A 17,992-nucleotide genomic window follows, 5' to 3' on the forward strand; every position below is an offset into this window, starting at 1 on the left:
AAGCGGGCAACCCCGTTTGCTACTTGCTCTGCCGAGCGGCAGTGAGTATTTCCGGCTCCAACGCTTCCAGCCAACGATTCTCCGAACGGCTCAAATGCTGGCGCATCGAGGTTTGTGCGCCGAGAACGTCCTTCAGTCTTCAGATCTGGAAGTCAACAACAGGGGCTGGCTCGTGTTTTTCTGTCGATAAATGCTTACCGATGATCTCGACAACGATCAACTGGACCAGTTCGCCCAAGGTGACTTCCCCTGCCTGGGCCCGCGTCTGCAGCTGTTGAGCCTGTTCCAGGATGGTCGCGCACTCGACTGTGTACGAGGCAAGTGCTTCATGGCCTGATGCTGCCAGAATCTGTTCCTCATGCGCAAAATGGTAGCGCAGGTGCGCGAGCCACCGATCTAGTGCGAGCATCTGGCCAATATCGCATCGCTGGTGAGTGGGCCCGGTGAACAGGTGGAACAGGGCATTCGCCAGCCTGAGCAATTCCCGGTGCTCGCCGTCGATATCGACATCGCCACAGGCGTACTCATCTCGCCACTGCAGGTGCACCATATTCTGTCCGCCTAGCTGTGCCAGCGCGTCAAACACCTCCACCGCGTTCTTCCCGCACTTCTTGGCGCGGTACATGGCTTCGTCACCAAAGTGCAGTAAATCGCGCACATTGTCCGCCTGATCGGGATACATCACCACACCGATACTCGCCGAAATATCCAACTCCACGGCATCATCCATGACAAAAGGCTGCTCAAGAACGCAACGTATCTTCTCTGCAACGTGAACGGCATCTTCTGTTTTCCACGCATCGGGCAGGAGGATGACAAATTCATCACCACCGATACGTGAGGCAGTATCGGAGGTACGCAGTACAGAATTCATACGTGATGCGGCCTGCTTCAACAACCAGTCGCCGGCAGCATGCCCGCGCAGATCATTGACCGCCTTGAACCGGTCAAGATCCACAAAGAGCAGCGCCATTTTGCGTTGTTCCCGTTTTGCCAGGGCAAGCATCTGACCCAACCGGTCTTCCATCATCCGTCGATTGGGCAAACCGGTCAGCTGGTCGAAAAACGCCATTTTCCGGATGCCGTCCTCAGCGACCTTGCGCCGGGTGATGTTCCGGGAACTGCCGACAATGTGGGTCGGTTGGAATGCGCTGTCCAGCATGATATTGGCCACCACCTCGACCTGGACGCGATCGCCATCCTTATTTCGGACTTCCAGTTCGTGCTCGATGAAACAGGCCGTCAGGTCGCCTTCGCGAACCCGCCGGACATGTTCCTCCACCGTATTGCTCCACCGGCGTAACTCCTGCGCAGACATCAGCTCGTCTGGCGGCGGACCGGAGAATTCTTCTAGCGTCCAGCCATACAGCCGTTCAATCGAGGGACTCATATAGCTATAGGTCAAGTCCGGATATTGCATCACCCAGATCGCATCGTTGCTGTTTTCCGCAATAAGGCGATATAGGGCCTGGCTTTCCTGCAACGCCTCGGTCAGGCGCGCACGCTCGATGACCACCTGCACGAGTTTCGCGTAATCCGCCAGCAAGACACGATCATGGACATCCGGCGCACCCGGTTCTCGCTTATGAACGACGAACACACCGAGTACCTGGCCATCGCTGTTTTTGATGGGTTGAGCCCAGACTGCACGAAACCCGAAATCAAGTGCCATTGCACACAGTTCAGTCGAACAGGGATCGGTGGCCACATCCTCTGTAATAACCGTTTCGCCAGTGCGAACGGCCGCTGTCAACGAGCCGTTCATCGCCGCGTTCGATAAGCACGCTGTGGCGCTCATCCACCCTTCGGGCAAATTGGGGGCGGCACAGCCGACCAGATCATGGCCATTGTCCGCCACCAACAGCACGCTACTCAACATGCCGGGACGATAGTCATCGATGATGCGCAGCATGGTGTTCAACACTTCGGACAACGAGGCATTCTGGCCCAGCTTTTCCAGCACCTGGTTGTTCAGCCACAGGGAGTGATTATGTGCCGCCAGTTCTTTCTCGGCGGCTTCACGGGCGAGAGTTTGTTCACGCAACGCGGTCACGTCGGTCGAAAAACCGACCAAGGCCGGCGGTTGGTTCGGCAGGTGCACCGGAACCTTGATCGACGCGTAGTAGCGAGTTTCCCCCTCCGGCGTTATGAAAACTTCCTCGCCGGTTTGTTTACTGCCCGAGTCGAACACTTGGCGATCCATGTCCCAGTACTCATCGGCGAGATCCGGCGCCATGAAATCGAGGTCCCGACGACCAACGATCTGCTCGGCGGGCAAGCCGAATAGAGCGGCGGTCTTGGCGTTGACGTAGACGAAGCGTCGCTCGCTGGTTTTGAAATACACATAAGCGTCCACATTGTCGAGGACCAGATCCAGTAACGTGCGCTGCTGGTGATTGCGGCGAAAAAAACCCAGCAGCAGCCACTGCAGAACTCCTATGCCGACAAACGCAACGATGGAGAATTCCACCTGAATTCGCCAGTTGAACAGGTACTCATCCTTGCTCGCCGCAACCACGTGCAGCCATTGATGGTCGGGCTGCCGGGATAACACGGCAATTCGCTCGATCCCGTCAGTCGGGGAGCGATAAAATTTCACATCCGGCCCGTACCGGGTGTCCTTTAACAATGAAGGGCTGAGGACCTTGTACTTCTCAGCCACTGAATTCCCGCCATGGGCATAGCGATACAGCCATTCGTGCGTGTGCGGATCAACAAAACCCAGGATACCGTCCCGGCCCAGATCGAACCCCCGCGTGGCATCAGCATTGAGCAAAACCGACAAGCTGTGCAGGCTGGTAAAGCCAATCACCATGCCCAGCGACTGTCCGTCCGCAGACCTGATCTTCCGAAATATCGCAATCGCCCCGCCAGCCAGTTCGGGGACTTGCGGACGAGGAGCAAAAAAGGTGGAAAACTCCCCCCCGTCAGCCCAGGCAGCCTGATAATGGGGCAAATCCTTGAAGGAGCGCTTCGCCAATACGCCCGGCATCAGGAGCGATTGCAGCGGCACGATGGAGTGAGTGGCAACGATCTTGCCCTCCGCGTCCAGGACGACCACGGCATCCAGCCATGCTTGCTGCACTTCCTTTGCCAACAGCGCATCTAGCCGTTGATCAATTCGGTTGTCACCCATAGCCTGCACGGCCTCACCGATCGACGCGAGTTGGTAGTTCAGCGTTGTCTCGAGCAGACCAAAGCTGCGCCGATGCATCGACGACACGTTGTTCAGACTCCGTACCACACCCTCTTCAATCCAGTTGCGTTCCAGATACAGATAGCCAGCGGCGCAGACGCCCTCGATCAGCAACACGATTATCAGCAGGCCGTGTTTGGCGGCCAGACCGGAGTACAACGAACCCATGAAAGACTGCAGGCGTACAACTCTCATATAACCATCTCAGAAACGCCGTAGAGGGGCATGAGTACACTAGTCAGTTCGATGGCGCACCTAATAAGCGGCCAAACATTGACGTGGATCAAGCAAAAACCAAATAGAGACGGTTTTTTTAATATCAAAATAGTCTAAATAGCATAATTATTAGATCAGAAGCAGCGGACCGAGCATTGCACCTGACTGGATCAGGGAATACTGCTTTTGGTCGATTCTATTGAAAAAGTCGGATTTTCAGCTCGCCTGAACTCAGGCACGACCATCACTGGAGAACCTACTCACTGTTGACGCCGACGCCGAATTGACCTTCTTTGATGGTGATTTTGGCCATGAAATGGCCTCCCCCTACTTTTACCCCCACAAAAACGTCGGCTCTTGATGGACGTTACTGGACTCTCGTAGAGCAGAACACCGCTGGAGCTCAAGTAAATACTAGCTTAGAAAAATCCAGAGTGAAATTTCGGAGTCTTTCAAGAAGTATGAAAAAGGAGATGGGATACTAGGGGTCGAGTGTTCGAATCACTCCGTCCCGACCATATAATTCAAGGGGTTGCGAGATTTAATCTCGCGACCCTTTTTTATTTTACAGCGCTTTTCCCCCTACAAAACGAATGGCTCTCGCTGGAATCTTCTATCAGAACGGCTTGCTCCAGCTGTGAGTTCACGCTGTTTTTGGCCCTTTTTCGCGCTGCCTTTTGCGCCAATCCTATTTGATATTTATCTTCTTTCTCAGCTTTTTCGCATGTCAGGTAGTCTTGGAAAACGCCCTGTTTCCGGGCGATTAGGGCGTTTTTCCTCACCCGCTACGCGGCGCTAAACCCTGGAAACTCAGTTCCGATTCTTCGTTCTTAAAGATCATCATTTCAAATCAGCGAAACCGGCTGTACGTCACGCGGGCCGTGCCTTTGAAGACAAACGGAAGCAGCGAAAGCCGGACTTCCGATTGTGCGCGAGGGAAACGGAACAGAGCGCGGCGGGGCGGGGAGGGTGATTGGGCAATCGCCAGGTCTGTGGAAAGTCTCTAGTCGCCGGTCGAGCCCTTTGATTACAAAGCCCAGGGGCCGATTTGGAAGCAAACAATCGCGTCCGAGAGCCTACCTCATACCTCCAAATCGACGTTTTGGGCCCAAACCGCAGTGCCAAACAGACCGCAAATTCACCCGACTTCTTGCTGTTTTGGTGACAAACCATTTTGCAGGTAGTTGGCACCGATTGAGTGCCGCTGAACCCTCGAAATATCCGTTGGCCGCGGCTTCTAGCGGTCAGCTCGGAATCTCTTGTAAGGTCCTGGTCGGTGCCAGATCCGCTGCTAACTCACATCCTCGTGACTTTCAGTTTTCGACATATTCAGTGCGTTTTCACACAGCCTGTGCCGATTGCTGGCTGTCGTGGAGGCGGCAACCGACCCACAAGGGATGTCTCAACTTAAAAAAGGAGGAGACCGACTGTTTTCGATTTAGCAGGTTCAACGTCTACAACATCAAAGAGCTTCGGCGCCTTGATGTCTTGTGCACTGTAAATACGAACTCTCTGGCGCACTGGTACACACATATGCGCGGTCTCCCCCCCATTACAAAACCATTGGGCTCAACTGTTGGGCCGCTTGTGACGGCTCTGCACTCAGGATTTGCGCATCGATTAGCCGCTATTTTTGCTAATGTTGTGATGACAGGCTGTTTCAAGCGATCCTCTGTGCTCATTACTTCCCCCAAATGAATGGTCGGCAGTGACCAAGCCTGAAGGTCCGTATATGGACTCCTCCTCATTGCAAGCCCCTTAGCTTTGGCCCCCGTGCTGACTGCACACGTATATTCGGCCTCTGACTTCGGCATCGATTCGATGCAGGGCCATGATGGGCTATTCGCGCGTCGGCTCCCAATCGCTTCTACGTGCTTTACGCACCTGGACATTTGAGGGTTTTGCCGACGCCGGTTCGACCGGTTTGCCATCGCTCGGGTTGCTTAGCAATCTGGGTAGACGGTTTGTTTACTCGTTGGACGTGACAGTTTGGTAGATCAAGCCGCAGCCCGATCCGGTTGGTAATCGGTCCCGTTGCGCAGCATCGCCCAAGTCATGCGTGCGGTTTTGTTGGCCAGCGCGATAGCGGCCACATTGGGATGTGATCGCTCGGCCAAGCGAACAGCCCATTGGCTGAGCCGATCGTCTTTGGAATTGGCTGTACGCAGGGCCGAGCGCGCACCGTGGATCATCAGTGTTCGCAGATAAGCATCACCACGTTTGCTGATGCCAAGTAGCCGATCTTTACCACCGGAGCTGTGTTGCTTCGGCGTCAGCCCCAGCGAGGCTGGCCAACTGTCGGCCATCACCGATGGCAGCAATAAGTGCGGTGGCGATCATCGGGCCAACTCCGCGCAGCTGCTGCAAACGGACGGCAGTCGGTTCTCCGGTGGTGGTCGTGCCTGAGTTCAACCGAGCTGAGAATCCGACTTTTTCAACAGAATCGGCCGATTACTGCCTCTGGTCAGCGGTCGCTTTGTGTCGATTCCGATCATTTTTGACCAGTTGAATCCACGGTCGAAAGCAGACATTAGCGATATTCATGGATAGTGCACCATGCGTTGGTTTCCGGGCTGCAGGCTAACTCTCCTTTTGGCTGTGAGGAGAAGCCGTATGCTCGATTTCGTTCGAGTCGCAGAGGGGCGCGGCCTTTAATCTGCGAAAGTCCTTGATGGATTCACCCAAGTCACCGCCGAGGTTCCGCAGACGCTTGCTGCCGAATAGCACCAGGGCGATCAGCAGAATTACTGCCCAGTGTTTCCAATCGAATATGCCCATTCGTGATTATCCTCTGTAGATCTACTGATTTTCTGCCCGTGGGCCTGCTGGTCGGCGTGGTAGGAGGAGCGCACCAGTGGTCCTGAGGCGACGTTCTTGAAGCCCATTTCGGCGCCTTTTTCGGCGAACCAGGCGAAGATGTCCGGATGGACGAAGCGCTGCACCGGCAAGTGGTCGCGCGAGGGCTGTAGGTACTGGCCGAGGGTCAGCATGTCGATCTTGTGCTCGCGCATGCGTTGCATGACTTCGATCACTTCGTCGTTGGTCTCGCCCAGGCCTAGCATCAGGCCAGACTTTGTCGGCACATGGGGCACGCGCTTTTTGAAATTCTCCAGGAGATCCAGCGACCACTCGAAGTCCGAGCCCGGACGCGCGGCCTTGTACAGGCGCGGTACGGTTTCCAGGTTGTGGTTGAACACATCCGGCGGCTCCTGCTCGGTGATGGCGAGCGCCACGTCCATGCGGCCGCGGTAGTCCGGCACCAGGGTTTCCAGTTGGATGCCCGGGGACAGCCTGCGGATCTCCCGCAGGCAATCGACGAAGTGCTGTGCACCTCCGTCGCGCAGATCGTCGCGGTCCACCGACGTGATCACCACGTACTTCAGGCGCAGGTCGGCGATGGCCACAGCGAGGTTTTTCGGCTCATCGACATCCAGGGGTTTTGGACGGCCGTGGCCGACGTCGCAGAAGGGGCAGCGACGGGTGCAGATGTCACCCATGATCATGAAGGTCGCGGTGCCGCCGGAGAAGCATTCGCCTAGGTTCGGGCATGAAGCTTCTTCGCAGACGCTGTGCAACTTGTGCTTGCGCAGCAGTTGCTTGATGCGATTGATCTCGGGGGAAACCGGGATGCGCACGCGGATCCAGTCCGGTTTCTTCGGCAGTTCTTCGGTCGGAATGATCTTCACCGGAATACGCGCGACTTTCTCGGCGCCGCGCAATTTCACACCGGTTTCAACCTTACCCGGTCCAGTGGCAATGTGTCGGGGCTCCACCATAGGTCTCCATCGATCAAGGGTATGTCCCCAAGCATCAGGCAAGAGCTGGGCCAACCCGTGCAAGGCCCATTGGCAGGGGCGAGAGAGGATGTGAAGTGGCTGTTGTAACGCCTTACAGCTGTAAAGGCCTTTACACCGTTGCTGACAACGGTGGGAGTGAAGACTATTCAAATCAATGGGTTAGTTTGTGGCATTGGGTGTGCAGTAGGGGATGTGTCAGCACGAAGCTGGCGTATCTCGTACAACAACAAGTGAGACCCTCATGACCCATAAGAACAACCTGAATGGCGCTCTGCCGGGGATGCGCGGCATGCAGCATATCGGCATCACGGTGCCGAACCTGTCTGAAGCTGTTGCCTTCTTCGTCGAGGTGCTTGGTTGCGAGCCGTACTTCACCTTTGGCGAGTTCCGTTTTGAAGACGACTGGATGGAGCGACACCTCAACGTGCATCCGCGTGCGTCAATTCGAGACTTCCAGATGGTCCGATGTGGCAACGGCACCAATCTGGAAATATTCGAGTACACGGCACCGGATCAGAATCGTCGGTTGCCACGTAACAGTGACATCGGTGGGCACCACTTGGCGTTCTATGTGGACGACATGGAGGCGGCGGTGGAGTACCTGAAGTCTCGTGGCGTACAGGTACTGGATACTCCATCGACCTTCACCGATGGCCCAGCCAAGGGCCTGACCTGGGTGTACTTCCTGGCGCCTTGGGGGCTGCAGCTGGAGCTGGTGAGTTTCCCGGAGGGGATGGGCTACGAGAAAAGAGTGACGCGCCTGCTTTGGGACCCGCGCACACCTGAGTACTGATTCGGCTTAAAAGCCCGGCCGGCCCAGCTCGGGCCGGTTACGGGCATTTGAAACCATTGGTTTAGCTGTCCAGGTCGTTGGGCGCAACGATGTTGTGAAGCTTCATCCAGCGATACAGGGTTGGGCGCGACATGCTGAGCTCGCGTGCCGCGGCGCTGACATTCCAGCGCTGCCTGCGCAAGCAGTCCTCGATTTCGCGTGCGTGGGAAGTCTGCTGTTCCCGTACGGGAACCGAACTCATGGCCTGTCTTGGAATTACGCTCGGCAGGCACTCTTCGGGCAGGTCGTTCACAGTGATTTCATCTGTCTCCGCAGTGGCCAGCGCGTACTGGAGCGCATTGCGCAGCTCGCGGATATTGCCTGGCCAGGCGTAGCCGAGGAGAGCACTCATGGCGTCACCCCGGATTCGTGAAGGACGTTGGCGCTGTTCACAGAGCTCTCTGAAAATGCGTTCTATCAGGTAGCTCTTGTCGGCCCGTTCGCGCAGTGCCGGCAGGCGAAGGATCGCGCCATTGAGGCGGTAGTAGAGGTCTTCGCGGAACTCGCCTCGTTCAATCAACTGCCGCAGATCGCGGTGACTAGCTGCGATGACGCGGATATTGACCTTGATTGGCTTCTCGCTGCCCAGTGGCATCACTTCCTGCTCGGCGAGCACGCGCAGTAGCCGCGTCTGCAGATGCAGCGGCATGTCACCGATTTCATCGAGGAAGAGTGTGCCGCCATCGGCCTGCTGGATCAGACCTCGCATACCCTTGCTGCGTGCTCCGGTGAAGCTGCCGGGCTGGTAGCCGAAGAGTTCGCTCTCGATCAATGACTCGGGCATTGCCGCGCAGTTGATGGCGACGAAGGGGGCCTTATGCCTGTTGCTGCTGTCGTGCAAAGCGCGGGCAAGGCGTTCTTTGCCGGTACCGGTTTCGCCGTTGAGCAAGACGTTCAGCGGTTCGCTGCACAGTCGCTTGGCACGAGCGAGCATCTTGCGCATGGCGGGGTCATCGTCGGAGAGCTCATCCAGCGGGCAGCGTTCCTGACTCGAGCGCTGAGCTTGAGGGGCAACGGGCGCTCGACAGGGCTCCATCAATGCGGCAAAGAACAGAGCGTTCTGACGGTGGGTACGGAAGGCGCGTACCTGGTCGGGGCTAGCGCGGGGGATGCTGAAGATGTCTTCAGGTTCGCAGTCGAACAGATCCTGAATACCGATCCGACGGGCCAATGCCGAAGGCCGCTCCGGCAACTGCAGGCCACATTCGGCGAGCAGTGCACGGGCCGCAGTATTGGCCGCCAGGAGACTGCCGTCCCCAGCAATCGCCAGCAGGTACTGGCGATTGATCAGGACAAACTCGCGGGAACGGTCGAAGCAGAGGATATGGGCTTCACGGTAGCGGCGCAGGAAGTAGGCATCCTCGATCATCCGCGCATACTGCTTGACCAGTTGTAGGGCGAATTGCTGGGAGTCCTTGGAAGGCGGTGAGTTCAATGCCGAAATATCCAGCACGGCCAGCAACTGCCCTTGGGGATTGAAGATGGGAACTGCGGTGCAGGTCAGGGCGATGTGATGGGCACTGAAATGGTCATGGTGGTGGCAGGTCAGCGGCTGCTGCTCCTTGATGCAGGTCCCCACCGCGCAGGTTCCGGCGTGGTTCTCGCTCCAGTCGGCACCGAGGTACAAGCCAGTCTTGCGATGCGCCGTCTCATCCAGTGGATCGCCGAGGAACTGCACGGTGATCCCCCGGCTGTCGGTGAGGAGAATGACGTACCCCAGCTCGGCGATGTGGCGGTACAGCTGCTCGACGCCTGCGCGGGCCACGTTGATCAGCTCGTCGGCATGGTCCTGGTGTTCCCGCAACACCTGACGCGGGACGAACCGCGGTGGCGCGGGCTTGGCCGGATCCAGACCGTAATCCAGGATACAACGCTTCCAGGAGCGGGTGATGATGGACTCGTGCCCAACGCTATCGCTGGCGTAGGACAGCACAGTGTCGATATGCAGGCTGGGGGTCGAAACGGTGCTCATGCGGCCTCCCGGGCACGGGGCGAGGGGCCCGTGACGATCTTGTTCTTGTTCGGCATCAGCACGTGGGGCGGGCTGGCACGGTTGCAATCACATTACGAGTTTAGCCCTCCGCTGTCACTTCCCCGTTGATCGCAGCTGGACCACCGCCAGAAGACTGGTAAATGGTCTCCCTTTTTTGTTGGCGGTGTCCGGCAATGCCGCCGCTCCGATCTTGCGCTCAGCTCAGGTATCGCCAGCCTTTACGTATGTAAAACGCTTGGACGGATGCTTACAGGTGTAAAGCCTTTGCTTTACAGGTCATGCTCGTAAGATGTTTTTTTATTTCTAAAAATTCATTTAAAAACAGTAAGTTAATATTGATTTTTGGCATTGGCACACAAGTTGCTCTTTCACTACCGAAGGGGCCAAAAAGGCACCCGGATTTATAACAATAACGTCGGCCACACCTGTTCCCACCTTGCAGGCGTGCCGGCAAAAGCCTGGAGCTCTGCCATGCATGACTCTTCACCCCTGAGTGGCCCTCTGAGCCGCCGGCGCTTTCTCAGTCTTTCGGGGCAATCGGCCCTGTTCATCGGCGCTACCGCCATTATCAGCCAGCTCATTCCCGTCACCGTCATCGCCGACGACGTGTTGCCCCAGCTGCCCGCCGGGCTGCTGCAGATGGGGCGCGAGATCTATCCCCATGACCGGCTCGGCGATGCACCGTATGCCAGGTCGCTGGCCGAGCTGCTCGGTAAGCACTCGGACCTGGTTAACGACGGCTTGAAGGCCCTGCAGGGGCGCGCCCGCGCTAAGCATGGTCGGCCTTTCGAAGAGATCGCCAGTGAGGAGGATCGCGTCGCCCTGCTTCGCGAGATCGAGACCACGCCGTTCTTCCGTGAAACCCGCAGCGCGCTGATGTTTGGTATCTACGACAACAAGACGCTGTTCCCATTGTTCGGCTACGAGGGCTCGTCGGTGGAGAAAGGTGGCTATATCGCACGTGGCTTCAACGACCTCGATTGGCTCTGATCAGCTTTCTCTTCGCGGCTCCATCCATTCCAACAATGAGGGTTAACCCCATGGCAGCGAAATTCTCCCAGGACGACAGCGATGTCGTCGTCATCATTGGCTCGGGCGCCGGCGGCGGGACCCTGGCCCATGCTTTGGCCAAGCAAGGAATCCGTACCGTGGTGCTGGAAGCCGGCAAGCGTTACGAGATGTCCGACATCGAAAACGATGAGTGGGCCATGTTCAACAAGATTTCCTGGCTCGACAAACGCATCGCCACTGGCGGCTGGGACGTGGCGCGTAACCACCCGAACCTGCCGGCCTGGATCGTTAAAGCGGTGGGCGGCAGTTCCGTACACTGGGCCGGCGTGGCCCTGCGCTTCCGCGACTTCGAGTTTCGCATGCGCACCGAAAACGGTGATATCAAGGGCGCCAATATGCTGGACTGGCCACTCAGCTATGAGGAGCTGGAGCCCTGGTATGTCAAGGCTGAGAAGCACATGGGCGTGACCGGTCCAAGCACCGGGATGCCGTATCACCAATGGCACAACTCCTTCAAGGTCCTGGCCACTGGCGCCCAACGCATTGGCTACAAAGAAATCCAGTCCGGCCCCATGGCGATCAATACGCAGCCCTATGACAGCCGTCCTGGTTGCATGCAGATCGGCTTCTGCATGCAGGGCTGCCGCATCGGCGCCAAGTGGTCGACTCTCTACACCGATATCCCCCGCGCCGAGGCTACCGGCAACTGTGAGGTGCGTCCGCAGAGCATGGCGCTACGCATTGAGCATGATGCCCGCGGCCGAGTCACCGGGGTGGTTTACGCCGACGCCGAGGGCAACCAGCAGCACCAGAAGGCCAGAGTGGTGTGCGTGGCCGGTAACTCCATCGAGTCGCCGCGCCTGCTGCTCAACTCCGAGTCCTCGACGTTCAAGGACGGCCTGGCCAACTCCTCTGGTCAGGTTGGGCGCAACTACATGTGTCACACCACCGCGGGCATCTACGCAGTGCTGCCCAAGCCGATTCACATGTATCGGGGCACCACCTGCGCGGGAATCATTTCCGACGAGTCCTACAACAACACTTCGCGAGGTTTCGTTGGTGGCTACCGGCTGGAAATCCTGTCCCTCGGCCTGCCGTTCATGTCCGCCTTCCTCGATCCGACCCCGCAGGGCTGGGGCCGTGCCTTCGCTTCGCGGATGGAGCGCTACGACCATATGTCCGGCGTGTGGTTGTGCGGTGAGGACCTGCCCATGGAGAGTAACCGCATCACCCTCCACGGCACCGAGAAGGACCAGTACGGCCTGCCCATCCCGGTGGTGCACAAGGACGACCATGCTTTCGACACCGCCATGCGTAATCACGGCGTGGAGCAGACCCGCAAGTGCTACGAGGCGGTCGGTGCCACCGAGGTGATCCGCCTGCCGTCCTACCCGGCCAGCCACAACATGGGCACCAACCGCATGAGCGCCAAAGCGTCCGACGGCGTGGTGAACAAATGGGGCCAGAGCCACGACATCCCCAACCTGTTCGTCTCTGACGGTAGCCAGTTCACTACCAGCGGCGGGCAAAACCCGACCTTGACCATTGTCGCCTTGGCTCTGCGCCAAGCCGAGCACATCGGCTCGCTGATGAACCAGCGCGCCCTCTGAGGAGCCAATCCCATGACCACACCCAGCAAAGCCCAGCGACTCTGGATGTTCGAGCAGATGCTCGTCAGCCGATACCTGGAAGAGTCCATCGAGCGAATCTACATGGAAGGCAAGACGCCGGTATTCAACATGGCCAATGGGCCAATTCCTGGTGAGATGCACCTGTCCAACGGTCAGGAGCCTTGCGCCGTCGGCGTCTGCGCCCACCTCGCGGCGGAGGACATTGTCACCGCGACCCACCGTCCACATCACATAGCCGTGGCCAAGGACGTAGACCTGAACGAGATGGTCGCCGAGATCTTCGGCAAAAAGACCGGCCTGTCTGGCGGCCGCGGCGGCCATATGCACCTGTTCGACGCACGGGTGAATTTCTCCTGCTCCGGCATCATCGCCCAAGGCATGGGCCCTGCCGTTGGTGCTGCGTTATCGCGCCAACTACAGGGTAAGTCCGGAGTCGCCGTGGCCTACCTGGGTGAAGGCGCAGCGAACCAGGGAGCCTTCCACGAAACACTGAATCTGGCCGCGCTGTGGAAGCTACCGGTGGTCTTCGTCATCGAGGACAACGCCTGGGGCATCTCGGTGGCCAAGGCCTCTTCGACTGCCATCGAGCGCAACTACCTGCGTGCTGCCGCTTATGGCATGCCCGGCGTGTTCGTCCCGGGTAACGACGCCGACGCCATCTTCGCCGCAGCCGGTGAGGCCATTGCCCGGGCCCGTGCCGGTGAAGGGCCGAGCCTGATCGAGATCGAAACTCACCGCCTGGCCGGCCACTTCATGGGGGACGGCGAAACCTACCGTCCGACCGGCGAGAAGGAAGCGCTGCTGGCAAAGGACCCGATTCCGGCTTACCGCCAACGCCTGTTCGATCTGGGCGTGCTGGACGAGGTCGGTGCCGCCGCCATTGAAGAACGTGCCCGAGGACGTGTCGACGCTGCGGTGCAGTTCGCCCGCGACAGTGCCTATCCGGCACCGGAAGAAGCTCTGGAAATGGTGTTCGTGTGAACGGAACTCGCCACAACAACGACAAGAAGGAGACCGACATGTACCGACAACCGACGATGAAGGCTGCAGTTTGGCATGGCCGACGCGACATCCGCCTGCAGGACGTTGCCTGCCCGCCGCAACCTCAGGCGGGCTGGGTGCAAATCCGTGTGGATTGGTGCGGCATCTGTGGCTCGGACCTGCACGAATACCTGGCCGGGCCGGTATTCATTCCCACTGATACCGCCCATCCACTCACTGGCCTCAAAGGGCAGTGCATTCTCGGCCACGAGTTCTGTGGCGAGATTGTCTCCCTGGGTGAGGGGGTTCAGAACTTTGCAGTAGGTGAGCGCGTGGCCGCCGATGCTTGTCAGCATTGCGGCCAATGCTGGTTCTGCCAGCAGGGCCAATACAACCTGTGCGAGAAGCTCGCCTTCACCGGATTGATGAACAACGGCGCGTTCGCTGAACTGGTCAACATCCCGGCCAATCTGCTGTACCTCCTGCCGGAAGGTTTCCCTGCAGAGGCCGGCGCGCTAGTCGAACCTCTGGCAGTTGGCATGCACGCGGTGAAGAAGGCCGGCAGCCTCCTCGGCCAGACAGTGGTGGTAGTCGGCGCTGGAACCATCGGTCTGTGCACCATCATGTGCGCCCGTGCCGCTGGCGCGGCCCGGATCATCGCGCTCGAAATGTCCACTGCGCGCAAGGCGAAGGCGCTGGAGGTGGGGGCCACTGAGGTGCTCGACCCCAGCCAGTGCGATGCCATCGCTTCGGTGCGCGAACTGACAGATGGATATGGTGCTGCGGTTTCTTTCGAGTGCATCGGCCACAAGGCCACCGCCAAGTTGGCTATCGATGTCATTCGCAAGGGCGGGCGCTGCGTGATGGTGGGCATTTTCGAGGAGCCCAGCGAATTCAACTTTTTCGAAATCGTCGCCACCGAGAAGCAGGTTATTGGTGCCTTGGCCTACAACGGTGAGTTCGCCGATGTCATCGCTCTGATCGCCGACGGCCGCTTGGACGTTACGCCGCTGATCACCGGGCGTATCGAGCTGGAACACATCCTCGAGCAAGGGTTCGAGGAGCTGGTGAACAACAAGGACCAGAACGTGAAGATCATCGTCAGGACGTCCGCGCCTGCCGCTGCCCGTCACTGATCCCATCGACGGAGGAAATGAGACATGTCTGCAGCAATCAAAGAACGCAAACTCACCATCGCCCGCGCCATGGCCGAGGCGATGGCCCAGGAAATGCGCCTCGACCCACGCGTCTTCGTGATGGGCGAGGACATTGGCCAGCTCGGCGGGGTGTTCGGCAACACCCGTGGCCTGCATGAAGAATTCGGCAGCGCGCGCATTCGTGATACGCCTATCTCGGAAACCGCCTTCATCGGCGCGGCCGTGGGCGCAGCCTCTGACGGCATGCGTCCGATTGTCGAACTGATGTTCGTCGACTTCTTCGGCGTCTGTATGGACGCGATCTACAACCTGATGGCGAAGAACACCTACTTCTCCGGCGGCAAGGTCAGCGTGCCCATGGTGCTGATGGCATCCACCGGTGCCGGCTACTCCGACGCCGGGCAGCATTCGCAGTGCCTTTACGGCACCTTCGCTCACCTGCCAGGCATGAAGGTGGTGGTTCCGAGCAACGCCTACGACGCCAAGGGCCTGATGACTGCCGCCATTCGCGATGACAACCCGGTCATCTACCTGTTCCATAAGTCGCTCCAGGGCATGGGCTGGCTGGGTACCGAGAAGGGCGCGACGGTGGCCGTACCGGAGGATCCCTATACCGTCGAAATCGGCAAGGCGAAGACGGTCCGCGAAGGCCGAGACGTGAGCATCGTCAGTCTGGGTGCCGGCGTGCATCACGCGCTGCGCGCTGCCCAGCAGTTGGAGCAGCAGGGCGTCAGCGCCGAAGTAGTGGACCTGCGCAGTCTGGTGCCGCTGGACCGTGAGCACGTCATCGCCTCTGTGCGCAAGACCGGCCGACTCATCGTTGTCGACGAGGACTACCACAGCTTCGGTGTGAGCGGCGAAATCATCGCCAGCGTCGTCGAGCACGACATCGGGATGCTCAAGGCGCGCCCGCAACGGGTGGCATTCCCCGACATACCGATTCCTTTCACGCCGCCCATGGAGCAATGGGCGCTGCCATCTGCCGCAAAGATCGTTGCGGCCTACCAGAACCTGAAGAACGAGGAATAACAACATGTCCAATCCAATCCTGATTTCCGCCGACCTCTGGGAAGGCGACGCCGAAGCCGTAATCACTTCCTGGCTGGTCAGTGATGGCGCCGAAGTTGGCCAAGGCGACCTGGTGGCAGAAATCATGTCTGAAAAGGCCCAGTTTGAGATCGAGGCGCCGGCTTCCGGCGTGCTGAAAATCCTCGAAGAAGAAGACGCGGTGGTTGTCAAAGGCGCGACCATCGGGTTAGTGGAGTGAGAGCCATGGGGCACATACAGAATGTTGCTGCCGGCTCCGGTAGCACCGTGCTCTTGAAAGGCATGCGAAAAATGATCGCTGCGAAGATGAGCGAAAGCCTGCAGACTGCAGCGCAACTAACTCACCATGCTGAATGCGAGTTGACCATCCTGCAGGCGAAACGGGCGGAGCTAAAGGCTGCGGGTAGCCAGGTATCGCTCCATGACCTGCTGCTGTTTGAGATCGTATGTACCCTGAAGAACCATCCGGGACTCAATGCAACCCTGCAAGATAACCAAATCACGCGGCATGGTTCGGTGCATCTTGGTCTGGCGATCCCGCTGCCGGACGACCTGCTGGTGGCGCCCGCACTGTTTGATGCTGACCAACTGGATGCGGAGGGCCTGGCGCTTGCACGCCGGGCCCTGGTGGACAAGGCACTGTCCGGGAAGCTCTCGGTGAAGGAGCTAACGGGTGCCACGGTGACCGTGACCAACTTGGGGCTGTCGCGGGTGCGTTTTTTCACGCCCATCCTCAATGTCCCTCAGGTGGCCATTATCGGGCTGGGAGGCATCCAGCGTCGCCTGCAACGAGGTGCCGATGGTTCGTTATCAGAGCGCGACTTCATGGGTCTTTCGCTGACCTTTGATCACCGGGCCGTGAACGGTGCTCCTGCCGCAGACTTCCTCGATGATCTGTGCCAGCGAATCGAAGGGGTAGAGCCGTCATGAGCAGGATCTGGCGCCTCAGTATCGAGGCCGGCCTGGAGGCTGAGCGGCAGTTGCTCGACCGTGTGTACGCCGGAGAGGAGGAGTGGGGGTTGCTGCTATGGCGACCCTCCGACTCAGCCTTGGTGATGCCACGCAGGCTGAGCAGGCTTGCGGGGTTCACGGCGGCAGATATCAGCTGTACTGCCCTGGGCTGGCCGATTGCATTGCGCGACACGGGCGGCGAGCCGGTGCCGCAATCATCGGCGGTACTCAATGTAGCCTTGGCCTATGTCGTGCCACTGGAAGATGACGAACAGGCGCGAATAGAAACCGCATATTTACGACTCTGCGAGCCCATCTGCCAGTGGTTGCGTGGCATGGGGTTGCTGCCGGGCCTCGGTGAGGTCCCAGGAGCATTCTGTGACGGCCGGTTCAATGTCACCCTGGCCCGACGCAAGCTGGTGGGGACGGCCCAGCGTTGGTGCCGCCGTACAGCAGATAACCGACTGGTGGTCCTGGTCCATGGGGCGATCCTGCTTGAAGACCAGCGTGAGCCTATGGTCGATGTGGTCAATCGTTTCTACCAGAGTTGCGGTCTGGAGCAACGGTGCCGCGCTTCCAGTCACGTGGCTCTGGATGAGTGGTTGACCTCTACTTGGGATACAGCGCAAAGCCTTGCGAACTGGTTTGAGTTGCCTTGGGAGGCTTGGTCACCCAGAAAGGAATCTGGCAATTTGAAAGCCCTTTATTGACCTCCTCGTTGGTGCCTGAGCGAAAAAGGCTGAGGACGAGTCGATTTCCTTAAGACATCTAGCCGTCGCGGACGTTAGGAACGCGTCCGCTTTTGGCTATTTTCCGCCTCTCGCCGCGGCAGCTAAAGGGCAACGCCAAGCCTGAGAGGCTGAAAAACTTCAAGCTTGGCGGGTTGGGGAAGTTAGGGCTGAATTTTTCAACGGCCTGATAGGGCAACTCCCCGTTACGCATCGCATCGTAAAGTTTTTCAAGGTTGGCCTGAAGGCAGGGCCATTGGGGGAATAAGGTTCCGAGCCTCTCCGGGCAGTGCCAGCCATCCTATAAGATTTCGGCCTCGTATTGCACGAGGTCGCAACATCGCAAGACGGCATCTATCGGTCGATAGAAGGTTATAGCCTGGGGATTGAAATTATCGGTGTGTATGTACGGATGGACGTCAATTTCTGATGGATGGGCCTCCCGTAGAGCG

The 17,992-nt window shown here is 58.6% G+C and carries 13 protein-coding genes and 1 pseudogene; 9 read left to right on the top strand and 5 right to left on the bottom strand.

Going from position 1 to position 17,992, the window contains the following annotated elements; all coding sequences use genetic code 11:
- Nucleotides 1-139 precede the first annotated feature (139 nt).
- The 4 genes and pseudogenes from LOY55_RS13930 to lipA all read right to left on the bottom strand — a co-directional run bounded on the left by LOY55_RS13930 (nucleotide 140) and on the right by lipA (nucleotide 7,188).
- Entirely contained in the window at nucleotides 140-3,364 is a 3,225-nt protein-coding gene (locus LOY55_RS13930; protein ID WP_258668088.1) for a diguanylate cyclase, read from the bottom strand.
- A gap of 2,045 nt (nucleotides 3,365-5,409) precedes the next feature.
- Nucleotides 5,410-5,718, bottom strand: a complete 309-nt coding sequence (locus LOY55_RS13935) for a transposase (protein ID WP_408980982.1) — start codon at nucleotides 5,716-5,718, stop codon at nucleotides 5,410-5,412.
- A gap of 349 nt (nucleotides 5,719-6,067) precedes the next feature.
- Nucleotides 6,068-6,190, bottom strand: a pseudogene (tatA, locus tag LOY55_RS13940) (twin-arginine translocase TatA/TatE family subunit); the annotation flags it as partial.
- On the bottom strand, nucleotides 6,157-7,188 hold the full coding sequence (gene lipA / locus LOY55_RS13945) for a lipoyl synthase (protein ID WP_258668090.1): 1,032 nt from the start codon (nucleotides 7,186-7,188) through the stop codon (nucleotides 6,157-6,159). The pseudogene tatA and the gene lipA, both read right to left, overlap by 34 nt.
- 262 nt (nucleotides 7,189-7,450) lie before the next feature.
- Between lipA and LOY55_RS13950 the strand changes: the two genes are divergently transcribed.
- Nucleotides 7,451-8,002: a VOC family protein gene (locus LOY55_RS13950; protein WP_258668092.1), complete on the top strand. Its 552-nt coding sequence runs from the start codon at nucleotides 7,451-7,453 to the stop codon at nucleotides 8,000-8,002.
- Between the two features lie 61 nt (nucleotides 8,003-8,063).
- Here the strand turns inward: LOY55_RS13950 and LOY55_RS13955 are convergent, their stop codons facing one another.
- The gene (locus tag LOY55_RS13955) at nucleotides 8,064-10,013 is read right to left on the bottom strand and encodes a sigma-54-dependent Fis family transcriptional regulator (RefSeq protein WP_258668093.1); all 1,950 of its coding nucleotides are present in this window, start codon (nucleotides 10,011-10,013) and stop codon (nucleotides 8,064-8,066) included.
- A gap of 492 nt (nucleotides 10,014-10,505) precedes the next feature.
- Here LOY55_RS13955 and LOY55_RS13960 point away from each other — a divergent pair, with 492 nt between their 5' ends.
- Genes LOY55_RS13960 through LOY55_RS13995 form a run of 8 tightly spaced genes read left to right on the top strand, consistent with a single transcriptional unit; the run spans nucleotide 10,506 to nucleotide 17,522 of the window.
- Nucleotides 10,506-11,024 carry a gluconate 2-dehydrogenase subunit 3 family protein gene (locus tag LOY55_RS13960; protein WP_258668094.1) on the top strand — a complete coding sequence of 173 codons (519 nt, stop codon included), beginning with the start codon at nucleotides 10,506-10,508 and terminating at the stop codon, nucleotides 11,022-11,024.
- A 50-nt stretch (nucleotides 11,025-11,074) separates the two neighbouring features.
- A complete protein-coding gene (locus tag LOY55_RS13965) occupies nucleotides 11,075-12,655 on the top strand; it encodes a GMC family oxidoreductase (protein ID WP_258668095.1) in 1,581 nt (526 codons plus the stop codon).
- A gap of 12 nt (nucleotides 12,656-12,667) precedes the next feature.
- Nucleotides 12,668-13,657 carry a thiamine pyrophosphate-dependent dehydrogenase E1 component subunit alpha gene (locus LOY55_RS13970; RefSeq protein WP_258668096.1) on the top strand — a complete coding sequence of 330 codons (990 nt, stop codon included), beginning with the start codon at nucleotides 12,668-12,670 and terminating at the stop codon, nucleotides 13,655-13,657.
- A gap of 56 nt (nucleotides 13,658-13,713) precedes the next feature.
- Nucleotides 13,714-14,793: a 2,3-butanediol dehydrogenase gene (locus tag LOY55_RS13975; RefSeq protein WP_258668321.1), complete on the top strand. Its 1,080-nt coding sequence runs from the start codon at nucleotides 13,714-13,716 to the stop codon at nucleotides 14,791-14,793.
- Nucleotides 14,794-14,817: 24 nt separating this feature from the next.
- Complete coding sequence (locus tag LOY55_RS13980) at nucleotides 14,818-15,843, top strand: alpha-ketoacid dehydrogenase subunit beta (RefSeq protein ID WP_258668097.1); 1,026 nt, start codon at nucleotides 14,818-14,820, stop codon at nucleotides 15,841-15,843.
- Nucleotides 15,844-15,847: 4 nt separating this feature from the next.
- The gene (locus LOY55_RS13985) at nucleotides 15,848-16,081 is read left to right on the top strand and encodes a lipoyl domain-containing protein (protein ID WP_258668098.1); all 234 of its coding nucleotides are present in this window, start codon (nucleotides 15,848-15,850) and stop codon (nucleotides 16,079-16,081) included.
- A gap of 5 nt (nucleotides 16,082-16,086) precedes the next feature.
- Nucleotides 16,087-16,791, top strand: a complete 705-nt coding sequence (locus LOY55_RS13990; RefSeq protein ID WP_258668099.1) for a 2-oxo acid dehydrogenase subunit E2 — start codon at nucleotides 16,087-16,089, stop codon at nucleotides 16,789-16,791.
- A complete protein-coding gene (locus tag LOY55_RS13995) occupies nucleotides 16,788-17,522 on the top strand; it encodes a lipoyl protein ligase domain-containing protein (RefSeq protein ID WP_258668100.1) in 735 nt (244 codons plus the stop codon). Before LOY55_RS13990 ends, LOY55_RS13995 begins: the two co-directional genes overlap by 4 nt.
- The last annotated feature ends 470 nt before the right edge of the window (nucleotides 17,523-17,992 follow it).

Origin of the sequence: Pseudomonas sp. B21-040 (assembly GCF_024748695.1) — a bacterium.
In the GTDB taxonomy this organism is placed as follows: Bacteria; Pseudomonadota; Gammaproteobacteria; order Pseudomonadales; family Pseudomonadaceae; genus Aquipseudomonas.

What these genes read in the sequence shown, in the direction of transcription:
- LOY55_RS13930 (WP_258668088.1), bottom strand. Translation starts at nt 3,364, where the DNA reads ATGGGTTCGTTGTACTCCGGTCTGGCCGCCAAACACGGCCTGCTGATA.
- LOY55_RS13935 (WP_408980982.1), bottom strand. Translation starts at nt 5,718, where the DNA reads ATGGCCGACAGTTGGCCAGCCTCGCTGGGGCTGACGCCGAAGCAACAC.
- lipA (WP_258668090.1), bottom strand. Translation starts at nt 7,188, where the DNA reads ATGGTGGAGCCCCGACACATTGCCACTGGACCGGGTAAGGTTGAAACC.
- LOY55_RS13950 (WP_258668092.1), top strand. Translation starts at nt 7,451, where the DNA reads ATGACCCATAAGAACAACCTGAATGGCGCTCTGCCGGGGATGCGCGGC.
- LOY55_RS13955 (WP_258668093.1), bottom strand. Translation starts at nt 10,013, where the DNA reads ATGAGCACCGTTTCGACCCCCAGCCTGCATATCGACACTGTGCTGTCC.
- LOY55_RS13960 (WP_258668094.1), top strand. Translation starts at nt 10,506, where the DNA reads ATGCATGACTCTTCACCCCTGAGTGGCCCTCTGAGCCGCCGGCGCTTT.
- LOY55_RS13965 (WP_258668095.1), top strand. Translation starts at nt 11,075, where the DNA reads ATGGCAGCGAAATTCTCCCAGGACGACAGCGATGTCGTCGTCATCATT.
- LOY55_RS13970 (WP_258668096.1), top strand. Translation starts at nt 12,668, where the DNA reads ATGACCACACCCAGCAAAGCCCAGCGACTCTGGATGTTCGAGCAGATG.
- LOY55_RS13975 (WP_258668321.1), top strand. Translation starts at nt 13,714, where the DNA reads ATGAAGGCTGCAGTTTGGCATGGCCGACGCGACATCCGCCTGCAGGAC.
- LOY55_RS13980 (WP_258668097.1), top strand. Translation starts at nt 14,818, where the DNA reads ATGTCTGCAGCAATCAAAGAACGCAAACTCACCATCGCCCGCGCCATG.
- LOY55_RS13985 (WP_258668098.1), top strand. Translation starts at nt 15,848, where the DNA reads ATGTCCAATCCAATCCTGATTTCCGCCGACCTCTGGGAAGGCGACGCC.
- LOY55_RS13990 (WP_258668099.1), top strand. Translation starts at nt 16,087, where the DNA reads ATGGGGCACATACAGAATGTTGCTGCCGGCTCCGGTAGCACCGTGCTC.
- LOY55_RS13995 (WP_258668100.1), top strand. Translation starts at nt 16,788, where the DNA reads ATGAGCAGGATCTGGCGCCTCAGTATCGAGGCCGGCCTGGAGGCTGAG.